The sequence below is a fragment of the Clostridium paraputrificum AGR2156 genome (assembly GCF_000424025.1).
Taxonomy (GTDB): domain Bacteria; phylum Bacillota; class Clostridia; order Clostridiales; family Clostridiaceae; genus Clostridium; species Clostridium paraputrificum.
The window spans coordinates 68,215-82,671 of sequence record NZ_AUJC01000008.1 but is presented as its reverse complement, the minus strand read 5'-3'; the positions used below and the strand labels follow the sequence as shown (position 1 = coordinate 82,671).

The following is a 14,457-nucleotide window of genomic DNA, read 5'->3' as shown; positions in this document are numbered from 1 at the left end:
TAAAAAAAAGACTATACTACTCCAATATAGTCTCTTTTACAATAATACCTATATAAGCTCTTTTGCTACTTTTCCAGTAACATGCTCAATCTTAATTTTAACTAAGCTTGTAGCTTTTAAGGCCTTTTCAATTTCCAATGCTCCTTCTTTTTCAAAGCCCTTAGAATACTTTTCTACTAAAGTCATAAGTATATCTTTGCATTCCTTCTCATACTCAACTATTTTAGCTTTACCAAATACTATTACGCTTCTATAATGTGTAGTAAACTTCTCAGGAATAATTTCATCCTTATCTATTACACAAAAGCTAACCTTGTTATTTCTTTTAATAGAATCAAGCTTGTGCCCAATCTTTGCACAGTGAAAATAGAGCTCATCTCCCTTAAGAGAATAACTTAAAGGAACAGTATATGGGTAACCATCATCACCTTCTACAGCTAAAACTCCTGATGTGCATTTGTTAAGTACACTTATGCATTCCTCATATGATAGCTCTTGCTTTTTTCTTCTCATTTCTCTAAACATATATCCCCCTCTTAACCTTTCTACCTAATTAATTTTTATCATTTCATTTTATTATCACTAAATATTTACAAAGAAAGAAACCAAACATTAGTCTAGTTTCTTTGTTACTCTTTATAGAATTCCCTCTTTACCATAAGTTTCAATACACTTTGTTATGTAACTTAAGGTACAGAAATCTCTATCTAATCTATCAGACAGTATATTTAATCCTGAAATTAAATTCTTCTCACTGAATTTTTCTAATAATATCATGATACTTATAGGATTAATTCCTCCATCCTTAGTATCTAATACTCTTGAACTCTTTACCTTCTCATTTCCCATAGCTTTAAGTACTGCCTCTTCTAGCTCTTTACTTATATCTAATTCTGGAATCTCATCAAAAACTCTTACTTCACTTTCCTTATACTCTAAGCTCTTTGCAGATGATAGGTCGCATCCTACAAATATAACATTCTTAAATTCTGCATCTCTAAAATCTACATCACCTAAGTTAACACCTTCAAAAACAGCATTCTCAAATACAGCTCTTCTAAACTTGCTCTTTTTTAAATTAGTTCCTATAAACTCTGCTCCCCTAAAAGTACAACTAAAGAAATTACAGCCTTTAAAATGTGCTCCTCTAAAACTTGAGAAGTTAAAATTTGATCCTGTAAAATCTGTGCCATAACAATTGCTTCTTCTTAAATCACTATACATAAAGTTTTTATTTTGCTTTATTTCTTTATTATAATGGAATCCCTTACTTTTATTCTTATCCATTTTGCCTCCAAATACCTAACTTCATTTTTTATTACTAACTTTTACTAGTATATAGCAAATACTTATACCTTACAATATTTATTCTGTGTTATCTATCTAATTAAATTTATTAAAAAAGGTGGAATAGATATTTATTCACTTCCTACTTAAGGTAAGGAAACTATAAAATTATTATCCTTGATTTTATAGTTTTTAACATGAAATTGTAACAAACCCTTTGATTTATAGCTAATTAAAGTTTTATATTTTCCTTACATTAAAAAAGAGCTATAAATTAAATTTATAGCTCATAACAATCATAATTATTGTCTGTTTCTTTCTTTCTTAGCTCTTCTACAAGCTTGGCATCTAACTGGATCGTTTTCGAATCCTTTTTCTTTGTAGAATTCTTGTTCTCCTACTGTGAATGTGAATTCTTGACCACAGTCTTTACATGTAATTACTTTATCTTGCATTGATATTCCTCCTTAAATTATAAAGAGATTCAAATTTGACTAATATAACTCTCATAAAGGAGAAATATATATTCACTCATAATCTAAACTCTTTATTTTTACGCATCAATAATACCACAAACTTCCTTCAATATCAATATAGTTTTAAATTTTATCCATTTTTTAAAGTATTTATTTCCTTAATACTCAGATTTCTCCACTTTCCTTCTTCTATTCCGTCAATTAAAACATTCATAATTCTAATTCTCTTTAAAAATGTAACTTCATATCCTAAAGACTTACACATCTTTCTTATTTGCCTATTCATGCCTTCTGTTAATATAATAGAAAACTTCTTTTCACCTAAAGCTTTAACTTGGCATTTCCTAGTTATCCTATCCCATATTTTAATTCCATTAGACATATTTAAAATAAATTCATCATCTATATCTTTATCTACTTCAACTATATACTCCTTCTCATGATAGTTTTCAGCGCTTAATATTTTATCAGCTAACTCTCCATCATTTGTTAACAAAATCAATCCCTGAGAAGGTTTATCTAACCTTCCAATTGGAAAAATATATTCAGGATAATCAATGTAATCTATAATATTATTTTCAGTTTCCTTTGCTGCTGTACAAACAATTCCTACTGGTTTATTAAAAGCAACATATACCTTATCCTTAGGTTTTACTCTTACATTATCTAAAAGTATAGTATCAGTTTCTTCAACCCATTGCCCCTCAATTGCTAGTTCTCCATTCACTATAACCCTTTTATCTTGAATAAGCTTATTAGCTTCCTTCCTAGAACAGTATCCATAATTGCTTAATAACTTATTAATTCTCATATAAATGTCCTCATTTGCAGTTTAAAATAATGAAATTTGAGTTTCCTCATAATTTTTTCTATATGCATTTATAATATCATTCATCTTATAAAGAATTCCACATCTTTCACATTCATTTTTAAATATATCCCATAACTTCCGATGTTCTAAAGAAGAACATTCATACTTTTCTCCATATATATTCATATACTTCTTTACTAAAAATTCATTAGGGAATAGTTTTGATAGTTTTTCATAATAGTATTCTCTTTGATTGCCTCTTAAGGTTAACCCCATTCCATAAGCAAATATAAATTTAGCGCCACACTCCTTAGCTTTTCTAACAATGGATCTAATATTTTCCTCATTATCATTTATAAAAGGAAGTACTGGCATTAGTAATATACCTGTAAAAATCCCTTCACTAGTTAACTTTCTAATTGCTTCAAATCTATTTGAAGAATGAACTACATTAGGCTCAATCTTTCTACATAAACTATCATGGAAAGTAGTTATAGTTATCTTTATTAAAACCGGTGAATGATTACTAATTTTTTTAAGTATATCAATATCTCTAAGAATTAAGTCACTTTTAGTTGCAATACTTATTCCAAATCCATATCTATTAATTAGCTCTAAGGCTCCTCTAGTTAAGTTAAGTTTCCTTTCAAAAGGATTGTATGTATCACTCATAGCTCCAATACCTATAACCCCTTTTTTTCTCTTACTCTTTAATTCTTTATTTAAAATATCTAATGCATTTCTTTTAGCCCTAACTGAATCAAAATTCTTAACTCCATAACATTCACTCCTTGAATCACAATAAATGCATCCATGTGAACACCCCTTATAAAGATTCATATTATAATTTAATCCAAACCACCTATTGTTTTCTGCATACCCCGAAAGTATTTGCTTTGCATCTATATAATACATTTTAATCCTCCTCTTACAAGGATTTTAAACCTATAAATAAGACATCTTTATGTCCTATTACTTAAATCCAGATAAGAAACTTTTTAATATTATACCACATCACCTTCATATTTTGATTTATCCCTTTTTTTCTCTACTTAATTCCCTTCCTTTACCAACTTGATAATGCTATAATAAATTCGTTAAAAATAAGATATATAAAGGATTTGATAAAAATGTTTAAACTAATACCTTATTTAAAGGACTTTAAAAAGGAATGCTTTTTAGGTCCATTATTTAAGCTACTAGAAGCAATATTAGAACTTATTGTTCCTCTAGTAATGGCAAAAATAATCGATATTGGAGTTAAATCTTATTATACATCATACATAATTAAAATGGGTATATTGATTATAATTCTTGGTATAGTAGGATTAGGATCAGCCCTAGTTTGTCAGTACTTTGCTGCTAAAGCCTCTCAAGGTTTTGGAACAAAGCTTAGAAATGAGCTTTTCCGTCATATAAATAGTCTTTCTCACTCAGAAATTGATAATATAGGAACTCCATCATTAATAACAAGAATAATAAATGATGTAAACCAACTACAAGTTGCTGTAGCTATGGCTATAAGACTTGGGGTTAGAGCTCCATTTATAATTTTAGGTTCAGCAATAATGGCTATGTTTATAAATCTAAAACTCTCACTAATATTCTTCCTATCTATCCCTCTAATTGTACTTACTTTATATTTAGTAATGGGAAAATCTATTCCTCTATATAGGGTAATTCAGAAAAAGCTAGATAAAATTTCTTTAATTACTAGGGAAAACTTAGAGGGGGTAAGAGTTGTAAGAGCTTTTTCTAAACAAGAAGTTGAAAAAGATAGATTTAATATAGCAGCATTAGACCACAGTAATACAGCTATAAAGGTAGGTAAGCTATCTGCACTTTTAAATCCATTAACCTTCATGATTATGAACTTCTCCATAGCTTTTATAGTTTGGTTTGGAGGTATTGGCGTAAATAACGGTAATTTTACACAAGGTGAAATAATAGCTTTCGTAAACTATATGACTCAAATACTTCTAACTCTTATAGTAGTTGCAAACCTTGTTATTATATTTACAAAAGCATCTGCTTCTGCAACTAGAGTTAATGAGGTTCTTGATACAAAATCAAGTATTAAAGAAGCTTCTAGCTCAACTAAGGTACAAGCTACTAATAATTCATCTAAAATAATTGAATTTAAGAATGTTTCTTTTTCCTATAATAATTCAAAGCAATATTCTTTAGAGAATATCTCATTATCAATAAATAAAGGTGAAACCATAGGAATTATAGGGGGAACAGGAGCAGGAAAGTCTACTCTAGTAAACCTTATTCCAAGATTCTATGAAAGTACTGAAGGTGAAATTTTTATTAATGGAGAAAATATCAAAAATTACTCTATTAAAGACTTAAGAAATCTATTTGGCATAGTTCCACAAAAAGCTGTATTATTCACTGGAAGCTTAAGAGAAAATATGAAGTGGGCTAATAAGAATGCTAGTGATGAAGAAATTTTAATGGCACTAGATATTGCGCAATGTAGTGATTTTGTAAGTAATCTTAAGGACGGCCTTGATACCTCTGTTCTTCAAGGAGGTAAAAACTTCTCTGGAGGCCAAAAACAAAGACTTACTATAGCAAGAGCTTTAGTAGGTTCTCCTAAAATAATAATTTTGGATGATAGTTCAAGCGCCTTAGATTTTGCTACTGATTTAAAACTTAGACAAGCATTAAATACACATGCTAAAGAGATAACTACAATAATAGTTTCTCAACGTGCATCTTCAATTAAAAACTCAGATAAAATTGTAGTTTTAGATGATGGAAAGTTAGCTGGAATTGGAACTCATGAAGAACTTCTTGAAAACTCAGAAGTCTATAAAGAAATATGCTTATCCCAACTGACTAGAGAGGAGGCTTATAATTAATATGGATAAACAAGTTGTTAAAAGGCTTTTAAAGTTTACAAAACCATATATAGGTTACTTAATCATGGCTTTAATTTGCGCTCTTTTTTCAGTTACATTTACATTACTAGGACCAGTTTTAATAGGTAAAGGAATAGATTTAATAATTGGACCAAACAATGTAGATTTTAATGGAATCTTGAAAATAATAGTTATTCTTATGGCAACAATTATTTTAGGTGCTTTATTTCAATGGTTAATGGGTTTATATACAAATATTGTTACCCAAAAAACAGTTAAGGATTTACGCATAGCTTCCTTTAGCAAAATAAATGAAGTTCCTTTAAGGTATATAGATAGTAATCCCCATGGTGATATTATAAACAGAGTTGTAAATGATATTGATTTAATATCTGATGGATTACTTCAAGGTTTTACTCAACTTTTTACAGGTATTGTAACAATTGTTGGAACATTACTATTTATGCTATCAATAAATATTTCAATAGCCCTAGTTGTTGTACTTGTTACTCCACTTTCATTATTTGTAGCTTCCTTTATTGCTAAAAAATCACACAATAGCTTTAAGGTTCAATCTGCAACAAGAGGTGAATTAAGTGGGTACATTGAAGAAATACTTGGTAATCAAAAGGTAGTAAAAGCTTTTTCTTATGAAGATGAAGCAGAGGAAAAATTTAAAGAAATAAATTCTAGGCTATATGAATCTGGAGTAAAATCTCAATTTTATTCCTCACTTACTAATCCTTCTACTAGATTTGTAAATGGTATTGTATATGCTGCAGTTGGTATTATTGGGGCATTATTGGCTATAAAAGGGAAACTTACTATTGGAGATATATCTTGTTTCCTTTCCTACGCTAATCAATATACTAAACCATTTAATGAAATATCAGGAGTTGTTACTGAACTTCAAACAGCCTTTGCATCAGCCAAGAGGGTATTTAATCTTTTAGATGAGCTACCAGAAACTCCAGAAGATAAGGATGCAATATCCTTAGTTAAAGCAGATGGTTATCTAGAAATAAATAATGTTAATTTCTCTTATTCAGAAAATAAAAAACTTATAGAAAACCTTAATTTAAAGGTTAAACCAGGTAATAGAATTGCTATTGTTGGCCCTACTGGATGTGGTAAAACCACAATAATAAACCTTTTAATGAGGTTCTATGATGTAACATCAGGAGAAATTAAAGTTGATAATACTAATATAACTCATTTAACTAGAGAAGGTTTAAGAAGAAACTTTGGAATGGTACTTCAAGACACATGGTTATACTCTGGTACTGTAAAGGAAAATATAGCTTATGGTAAGGTAGATGCTACAGATGAAGAAATTATTGAAGCTGCTAAAGCTACTCATGCTCACAACTTCATAATGAGATTGCCAAATGGATATGATACTCTTATAAATGATGATGGAAGTAATATATCTCAAGGACAAAAGCAACTGTTATGTATTGCTCGTGTCATGCTTACAAAACCACCAATGCTAATTCTAGATGAAGCTACAAGCAGCATTGATACAAGGACAGAAATATATATTCAAAAGGCCTTTGATAAGATGATGGAAGGTAGAACAAGCTTCATTGTAGCCCATAGACTTTCAACAATAAAAGAAGCTGATCGTATTCTAGTTATGAATGCTGGTAAGATAATTGAACAAGGAAAACACGAACAACTATTAGCAGCTAATGGCTTCTACGCTAATCTTTATAACAGCCAGTTTGTTAAAGAATAAGAAAACTCCCTCTGCTTTACGCAGGGGGAGTTTAAATTTATCAGTGAAATACTAATTTTTAATTATATCAATTGAAGTTATTTCATCTCCATCCTTAGTTAAGACAGCTTTATCTATTGTCTTACCATTAGAATCTAAGAAATTATAGAATATAAATGGTATTGTTACAATGCCATTCTCACTTTCCTTATCAATAGCTAACAAAACTAAATTGTAACTCTGTCCATTTTTTGTAATAATGTTCAAACAATAATTTGATTCCTTATTAAAATTATCGCTAGAAAATTTTATTTCACCTACAAATCCATAATCCGTTTTTGATTAACGCCCCTCTCCTCACATCCCTTACATAGACTGTAGTTCATTCTTACCTAGACGTTAAACAAAAAAGAAACTCAAGCTCTAGCAGTGTTTCTTCACCATATTTTATTATCCCTTTTATCTTTTTACCTAGTACCTTATTCACCTTTTACAAGCTCTATTTCATTTTCTTTAAGAAAATCACTTACTTCATTGATATCATCATAAGCCTCTCTAAATACAATTCTTTTTATACCAAATAGAACTAACATTTTAGCACAATTAAAGCAAGGTGAATATGAAACATAAGCTGTAGCTCCATCTAAATTGAATCCGTTATTCTGAGATGCCTTTTTTATGGCATTCATTTCAGCATGAATTTCATTTAGTAGAGACCACTTTGAATGTTCCCCATTCTTAGCTTCTATCCATTCATTATCTATACACTTTTTAAACCACTTATTGCTACTCTTTTTAAATAATTCATTACAGTTTATCTTACCTTGCAATGTTCCATTAATACCTATAGAAAGAATGTTATTATCTTTAGTAAGTATACAAGCAACATTCTTAGCAGCGCACTTGGAATGTCTCTCATAAAGAGATAGGCTCTGAAGAAAGGTCTTGTCCCACTCACTTAAATCATTATTTTTAAAAGTTATACTCTCCATATCACCACTCCCTCAAAAATTATATCATATTTTCTCTTTACATAATCACATAATTGTAAATTATTCATAGTATATAGTATAACGCTGAACACACAGCAAGTAATCCTCCTTATAGCTCATAACTTAATCTTTTCTCAGTAGGTTTAAACCTACTGAGACTTTTTAGAACTCACTTCTTCTAAATAATTCTTTTTATTTACTATGTTTTCCTCAAAATTTTCAACTGCATTCTTAGTAAAGTTTCCTACTCTAGCCATATTCTCAAACTTCTCTGAATTGCTTTTGTGTGCCATAAAATCTTCTCCTTTTATTTATATTTGTAATTAATATTATTCCAAACTCACTCATATTTTATAATAAGAACTTTTCAAGGAGAATGTAAATGTTAAATAATGAGAATAATATATCTTACCATGTAGATCTTCCTTATCCAGAAATAAAAGTTGAAAAAGAAAACTCACGTTATGCTAATATATTATTACACAATTACTCAGGTATAGTATCTGAATTTACAGCAATAGACCAATATGTATACCATAAGTTTAAATTATTTAAAGATTGTCCTGCTGTTTCACAAGCAATTGGAGAAATTGCTATGGTTGAAATGCACCACTTAGAAATGCTAGGAGAACTCATTTTGCTATTAGGAGAAGACCCTCGCTATTGGATAAAGAAAAAAGATAAACGTTATTATTGGAATGGTAAATTTGTTGATTATGGAAATACTCTAAAAGAATACTTAGATTACGATATACAAGCTGAAGTTGTTGCCATAAGAGACTACAATAAAGCACTAAATGAAATTTCTGATCCTAACATAGTTAAAATAATAGAAAGAATAATTCTAGATGAAGAGCTTCATCTTAAAATATTTAAAGAGCTTTATGCTAAATATGTAAAAACCCCTGAATAAATCAGGGGTTTTAAGTATTTACAAACTATTTTTTCTTATTTCTCTTATAAAGCCAAACACCTATCCCTACAGCTGCAGCACCAATTACTGCTGCTCCTATTTGAGCTAATAAAAAGAAATCTTTATATTCATCATATACACTAACAGGGCATGATTCCTCTTTAGGTGTACCTGTTTCCTTTTCAAGTTTTCTAGCAACATAATATGACTTCATAAATCTTTCTTTAGAAAAGTTATTGTTTAAACCATCTTTAAGCTTTTGAAAATAACTTTCTGTCCAATCTTTAGGGTCTGATAATAATTTTTCCCTATCATGTGCTTCAAAAATCCCGTATGCATCAGCTAAATCTATAGCATCCCTGAATACTTCATGGGGATAATCAGTTGTAAGTAACTCACTCACCATCACCCTACGTGCCTTGTCGATATCCTTTTCACTAATAGCCACTTTTAATTGATCTATCATAATTATCCCTCCTTTTATACTTATACCTTAATTTTACCACCTTTTACATATACTTTATACATTTCTCCAAAGTTTTAAGATAAATTTAATTTTAAGAAGCTTCTCACCAATTTTTTATCTATTTTCTCTACGATTTTTTAGCATTGGCTGTATATATGGATATACTTCAACAAAAGTTGTCATTAAAGCTACAGTGATACAAATACCAATTTCAATTGAATTCATAATATCACCTCGTACTCTCTTTAATACATATTATGCTATAGCTTTTCATATGGGATAATTACACAAACTAAATTATTATTCTACATCATTATATAATTATATAGAAAAAGAGAAATTGCAAAGCAATCTCTCCTCCTTCTTTCTATTATTCTTTTTACCTTTATTAACTATTAACTATTTCCCCTCCATTAACATGAATAGTTTCTCCTGTTATGAAGGAAGCTCCTTGGCTAGCTAAAAACACATATGCTTCTGCAAGTTCAACTGGTTGCCCCGCCCTTTTTAAAGCTGTCTTAGAACCAAACTTAGAAATCTCTTTAGCTGTAAAAGTTGATGGAATTAAAGGAGTCCAGATAGGGCCTGGTGCAACAGCATTTACCCTTATTCCCTTTGGTGCAAACATAAGAGCAAGAGATCTTGTTAAGGAAGTTAATGCTCCTTTAGTTGCAGAATAATCAATTAGCCTTTCATGACCATTATAAGCTGTAATTGATGTGGTTAAGATAATACTTGCACCCTCCTTTAAATGTTGTTCTAAAGCCTTACACATAAATAGTGCTCCATAAATATTAGTTCTAAAAGTTCTATCTATTTGAGCATAAGTCAATTCTCCCAAATTATTAATTGGATGTTGTTCACCTGCATTACTAATAAAAATATCTATTTTATTGTATTTCTCAATTACTGTTTTTACAGCGTTATTACAGAAGGATTCATCCCCAATATCACCTTTTATTAAGAGACATTCACCTCCTATACCTTCTATAATTGATTTAGTTTCATTTGCATCCCCTTCTTCATTAAAATAAATTATACAAACTTTGGCTCCTTCCTTAGCATATGCTACAGAAATAGCTCTTCCAATTCCACTATCTCCACCTGTTATTATAGCGACTTTATTTTTGAGTCTATCCCCTTTTACGTCATATTCCTCATGTTGAAAAATAGGTCTAGGATTCATATTTTTCTCAACACCAGGTTGTTCCTTAATTGTATTAGTAGGAAAAGTTTTTGGAAACGTTTTTTCAATCATTATTTAAACCTCCTAAAAGAATTTACATTTAGTATCTCCTTTAGTTAAGTAAATAATAATAAATTAGGAGAAGTTGCAAAACAACTTCTCCTAACCTATAACTACTATTCTCATAGTACTTTAAAATATTAATCATCTGCTACATTCCTATTATTGTATGAATACACATTATATTCTTGCCATATATTTTCCAAGTTTGCAAATATATCTGCAATGTTTTCCTTTTCTCTCATTCCCACTGCTATTATAAGTGCATTTATAACAGAAAGTGGCGCTACTAATGAGTCAACAAAAGATGCCATATTACTTTGAGCTATTAATGTGCTATCAGCCTTTGCAGCCAATGGTGAAAGTAAGCTGTCTGTTATAGCAACTACCTTAGCTCCTCTAGCTTTAGAAAAATCTAGAACATCTATTGTCTTTGTAGCATATCTAGGGAACCCGATTCCAATAACTAAATCCCCTTCACCTATATTTATCATTTGCTCAAATATATCTGAAATTCCGTAACTAACTATTCTTACATTTTGAAGTATTATATTTAAATAAAACCCTAAAAATTCAGCAAGTGCTGTAGAACTTCTTAGACCTATAATGTAAATATTCTTAGCTTCAAATATAGAATTTAACACATCTTCAAAGGTGTAAGGATTAATTTTTTCTAAAGTAGCTCTTATATTCTCCATATCAGCCTTTAACACACCTTTTAGAGCTGCCCCATGAGATGCAAAGTCATTAGAAAGTTCAAGTCTCTGCACAGTAGTTAATTTATTCTTTATTAGCTCTTGTAATGCTTTTTGAAGCTTTGGATATCCTGAAAATCCTAATTCATTAGCAAACCTTACAACAGTAGATTCTGAAACTCCTACAGAAATTCCAAGTTTTGCAGCTGTCATAAAAGCAGCCTTATCATAATTTTTTAGTATATATTCAGCAATTAACTTCTGACCTTTACTTAACCTAGGAAATTTTACTTGAATCAATCTCATTAAGTCTTTGCCTTGTTCATTTAGCTCGTTATCCATCATGTACCATCCTATTCATAAAAACTTATATAATTTGCAATTTAATTTTATCATTATGTTAATAATTAATCAATAAATAATTGAAAGTCTTTTAACAAACTTCATTCATTTTTGACATATTACAATTACTTCTTTTCTATAACAATAAGCATTGGTGCAACTTCACTTCTGTTTAGAAAACTATGTTCCATAACTCCAAACTTATTTTTAGGAAGACTTACTACATAATCCAAAATGCAGGATTCCTCCTTTTTACCTTCATTATGCCCTCTATAAATACATATTGTCATAATGCCACCATTATTAAGAAGCTGAAGACCTTCCTTAATACTTTGAAGGGAGGTTTCATGCATAGTTGTTACGCTCTTATCTCCTCCTGGTAGAAACCCTAAATTATACATTATACAATCTACTCCCTCATCTATATATTCTTTAAATTTATGATGAGAGTCATTTATAACATTAACATTCTCTTTGTTTTTGTCCCTATAATTATCACAGGCTATCTTTTGCACATCAAAAGAATAAACCTTATTAAAATGTTCTGATAAAAAATCAGTATCATAACCATTGCCTAAAGTTCCATCAATGGCTACATTCCTATTCTCCAAAAAGTTATTTATTATATGATGAGAAATCTCACTTATATCTCCAACGTATTTAAACATAATTCCCTCTCTATAAACTATTTATATAATCCAATTCTTCCTTAGTTAAGTTTCTCCATTCTCCCCTTCTAAGGTATCCAAGTTTAATTTCGCCTACTGCAACTCTTTTTAAAGACAGTACATCATGACCTAAAGCAGAACACATTCTTCTAATTTGTCTGTTCTTACCTTCATGAATTCCAATTTCTACTGTACTCTTCCCATCTTCAACCTTAATAACTTTAATATTAGCATCTGCAGTAATATATCCTCCAATATCTATTCCTTTTCTAAACTTATCAAGCTCTCTAGGTGTAAACTCTCCCGTACACACTGCTATATATCTTTTAACTACTTTAACTCTTGGATGCATTATTTTATTATAAAGATCACCATCGTTAGTTAAAATAATTAAACCTGAACTATCATAATCTAATCTACCTACTGGATAAATTCTTTCCTTAACATTAACTAAATCAATAACAGTTTTCCTATCCTTCTCATCCTTAACTGATGTTATATAGCCTTCTGGCTTATTTAGTAATATGTAAACCTTGTTTTCTTCTGGCAAAATAATCTTTTCTTCAATTTCTACTTTATCTATATCTGGATTAACCTTAGTACCAAGTTCATTAATTATCTCTCCATTAACCTTTACTTTTCCACCTAAAATAATTTCTTCGCATTTTCTTCTAGATGCAACACCACATCTTGCCATGTACTTCTGTAATCTTTCTTCCATTATCTAAATCACTCCACTTTTATATTCAAATAGATTATAGCTTTATGTGAAATAAATTACAACATTTATGAAATACTATGAAGGATTGTATAAAAATTTGAAATTTGATATACTTTTATAAAAAGACTTAAGGAGAATTATTATTATGGAGAAACTTTTGTTTGGAATATCTGGTCTTCCTTTAGGCAATGAAGGAGATAAATTTACATATGCAACTGGAATTGAATATTTAAGTAATATGGGCTTAGATGCTATGGAGTTACCTTTTGTACGCTCTGTTAATGTAACTCCAAAAAATATGCATTCAATAATTGAAGCTAAGGAAAAACATAACTTTTACCTTTCTGCACATGGTTCATACTTTATAAATCTAAATGCAGTTGAAGATGAAAAAAAAGAAAAGTCCTTAGAACGAATAACACTTGGAGCTGAAGCCTTAAAATCTGTTGGGGGAAGAAGCTTAATCTTCCACCCTGGTTTCTACTTAAAAGCTACAAAAGAGGATGCTCTTGAAGAAGTTAAAAGGAACTTAATGAAGCTTCCATACTTTGGTGTAGATTATAGGTTGGAAACAACAGGTAAAGGTACTCAATTTGGAGATATTGATGAACTAATTCATATATGCAAAGAAATTGACACTTGTAAGTTATGTATAGACTTTGCTCATGTTCATGCAAGAGGAAATGGTGCTTTAAAAGAATATGATGATTTTGCTAGAATATTAGAAAAGGTTGGAGAAGGTTTAGGTAGAGAAGCTTTAGATGATTTACATATTCACCTTGCTGGTATTGCATATAGTGAAAAAGGAGAAAAGCATCACCTTCCTTTCTTAGAAAGTGATTTTAACTACCAAGCATGTATGAAGGCCTTTGTTGATTATGAGGTAAAAGGATGCGTTATTTGCGAAAGTCCAATACTTGAAAGAGATGCAAAACTATTAAAAGATACTTATGAATCACTTTAATTGATGATATAAAAGCGAAATTGGTAAACAATTTCGCTTTTTTTCTTATAATAAATTTAAAGGGCATCATAGTAGATGCCCTTTACCTTCTAAATCCTACCAGAAGCCGCCACAGCCAAAGCCGCCACCGAAGCCACCAAATCCAAATAATAATAAGATCCAAATTGGCCACCAAGCTCCGCCGCCAAAGCCGCCGCCGAATCCACCACAGCCGCCGCAGTTCCAGCCTGGGTTAACACGTCTTCCTCCACAACCATTATTGCAACAACCGCCGCAATTGTTGCATCTA

At 30.2% G+C, this 14,457-nt stretch carries 18 protein-coding genes; 4 read left to right on the top strand and 14 right to left on the bottom strand.

Features of this window, described 5'->3' with window-relative positions; translation table 11 throughout:
* Positions 1-48: 48 nt before the first annotated feature.
* The 5 genes from G594_RS0109490 to G594_RS0109470 all read right to left on the bottom strand — a co-directional run bounded on the left by G594_RS0109490 (position 49) and on the right by G594_RS0109470 (position 3,489).
* Positions 49-525, bottom strand: a complete 477-nt coding sequence (locus tag G594_RS0109490; protein WP_027098365.1) for a pyridoxamine 5'-phosphate oxidase family protein — start codon at positions 523-525, stop codon at positions 49-51.
* A gap of 111 nt (positions 526-636) precedes the next feature.
* Entirely contained in the window at positions 637-1,287 is a 651-nt protein-coding gene (locus G594_RS0109485; protein WP_027098364.1) for a pentapeptide repeat-containing protein, read from the bottom strand.
* A 302-nt stretch (positions 1,288-1,589) separates the two neighbouring features.
* Positions 1,590-1,742 carry a zinc-ribbon domain-containing protein gene (locus G594_RS0109480; protein ID WP_027098363.1) on the bottom strand — a complete coding sequence of 51 codons (153 nt, stop codon included), beginning with the start codon at positions 1,740-1,742 and terminating at the stop codon, positions 1,590-1,592.
* Positions 1,743-1,893: 151 nt separating this feature from the next.
* Positions 1,894-2,574 (bottom strand): pseudouridine synthase, encoded by a 681-nt coding sequence (locus tag G594_RS0109475; protein WP_027098362.1) that lies wholly within the window; start codon positions 2,572-2,574, stop codon positions 1,894-1,896.
* Between the two features lie 21 nt (positions 2,575-2,595).
* Positions 2,596-3,489 carry an SPL family radical SAM protein gene (locus tag G594_RS0109470; RefSeq protein WP_034866338.1) on the bottom strand — a complete coding sequence of 298 codons (894 nt, stop codon included), beginning with the start codon at positions 3,487-3,489 and terminating at the stop codon, positions 2,596-2,598.
* A 215-nt stretch (positions 3,490-3,704) separates the two neighbouring features.
* Here G594_RS0109470 and G594_RS0109465 point away from each other — a divergent pair, with 215 nt between their 5' ends.
* Together G594_RS0109465 and G594_RS0109460 are read left to right on the top strand one after the other, a co-directional pair.
* Positions 3,705-5,444, top strand: a complete 1,740-nt coding sequence (locus tag G594_RS0109465) for an ABC transporter ATP-binding protein (RefSeq protein ID WP_027098360.1) — start codon at positions 3,705-3,707, stop codon at positions 5,442-5,444.
* 1 nt (position 5,445) lies between these two features.
* Entirely contained in the window at positions 5,446-7,182 is a 1,737-nt protein-coding gene (locus G594_RS0109460) for an ABC transporter ATP-binding protein (protein WP_027098359.1), read from the top strand.
* Between the two features lie 51 nt (positions 7,183-7,233).
* Here G594_RS0109460 and G594_RS0109455 read toward each other — a convergent pair whose 3' ends face one another.
* The 3 genes from G594_RS0109455 to G594_RS20320 all read right to left on the bottom strand — a co-directional run bounded on the left by G594_RS0109455 (position 7,234) and on the right by G594_RS20320 (position 8,446).
* Positions 7,234-7,428 (bottom strand): hypothetical protein, encoded by a 195-nt coding sequence (locus tag G594_RS0109455; protein WP_027098358.1) that lies wholly within the window; start codon positions 7,426-7,428, stop codon positions 7,234-7,236.
* A 212-nt stretch (positions 7,429-7,640) separates the two neighbouring features.
* Entirely contained in the window at positions 7,641-8,153 is a 513-nt protein-coding gene (locus tag G594_RS18705) for a deoxycytidylate deaminase (protein ID WP_051195967.1), read from the bottom strand.
* A gap of 149 nt (positions 8,154-8,302) precedes the next feature.
* Positions 8,303-8,446 (bottom strand): hypothetical protein, encoded by a 144-nt coding sequence (locus tag G594_RS20320; RefSeq protein WP_167539559.1) that lies wholly within the window; start codon positions 8,444-8,446, stop codon positions 8,303-8,305.
* 89 nt (positions 8,447-8,535) lie between these two features.
* Here G594_RS20320 and G594_RS0109435 point away from each other — a divergent pair, with 89 nt between their 5' ends.
* The gene (locus G594_RS0109435; protein ID WP_051195966.1) at positions 8,536-9,066 is read left to right on the top strand and encodes a ferritin-like domain-containing protein; all 531 of its coding nucleotides are present in this window, start codon (positions 8,536-8,538) and stop codon (positions 9,064-9,066) included.
* A gap of 25 nt (positions 9,067-9,091) precedes the next feature.
* Here G594_RS0109435 and G594_RS0109430 read toward each other — a convergent pair whose 3' ends face one another.
* The 5 genes from G594_RS0109430 to G594_RS0109405 form a co-directional block, all read right to left on the bottom strand.
* A complete protein-coding gene (locus G594_RS0109430; RefSeq protein ID WP_027098356.1) occupies positions 9,092-9,532 on the bottom strand; it encodes a hypothetical protein in 441 nt (146 codons plus the stop codon).
* Positions 9,533-9,920: 388 nt separating this feature from the next.
* Entirely contained in the window at positions 9,921-10,790 is an 870-nt protein-coding gene (locus G594_RS0109420) for an SDR family oxidoreductase (RefSeq protein ID WP_027098355.1), read from the bottom strand.
* A gap of 128 nt (positions 10,791-10,918) precedes the next feature.
* Complete coding sequence (locus G594_RS0109415; RefSeq protein ID WP_027098354.1) at positions 10,919-11,815, bottom strand: MurR/RpiR family transcriptional regulator; 897 nt, start codon at positions 11,813-11,815, stop codon at positions 10,919-10,921.
* 125 nt (positions 11,816-11,940) lie between these two features.
* Positions 11,941-12,483, bottom strand: coding sequence for a tRNA 5-(aminomethyl)-2-thiouridylate-methyltransferase MnmM (mnmM, locus tag G594_RS0109410; RefSeq protein WP_027098353.1), 543 nt, complete (start codon positions 12,481-12,483; stop codon positions 11,941-11,943).
* 10 nt (positions 12,484-12,493) lie between these two features.
* On the bottom strand, positions 12,494-13,204 hold the full coding sequence (locus tag G594_RS0109405; protein ID WP_027098352.1) for a pseudouridine synthase: 711 nt from the start codon (positions 13,202-13,204) through the stop codon (positions 12,494-12,496).
* Positions 13,205-13,349: 145 nt separating this feature from the next.
* Here G594_RS0109405 and G594_RS0109400 point away from each other — a divergent pair, with 145 nt between their 5' ends.
* A complete protein-coding gene (locus G594_RS0109400) occupies positions 13,350-14,168 on the top strand; it encodes a TIM barrel protein (RefSeq protein WP_027098351.1) in 819 nt (272 codons plus the stop codon).
* An 89-nt stretch (positions 14,169-14,257) separates the two neighbouring features.
* Here the strand turns inward: G594_RS0109400 and G594_RS19900 are convergent, their stop codons facing one another.
* Entirely contained in the window at positions 14,258-14,425 is a 168-nt protein-coding gene (locus tag G594_RS19900) for a hypothetical protein (protein WP_195270995.1), read from the bottom strand.
* Between the last annotated feature and the right edge of the window lie 32 nt (positions 14,426-14,457).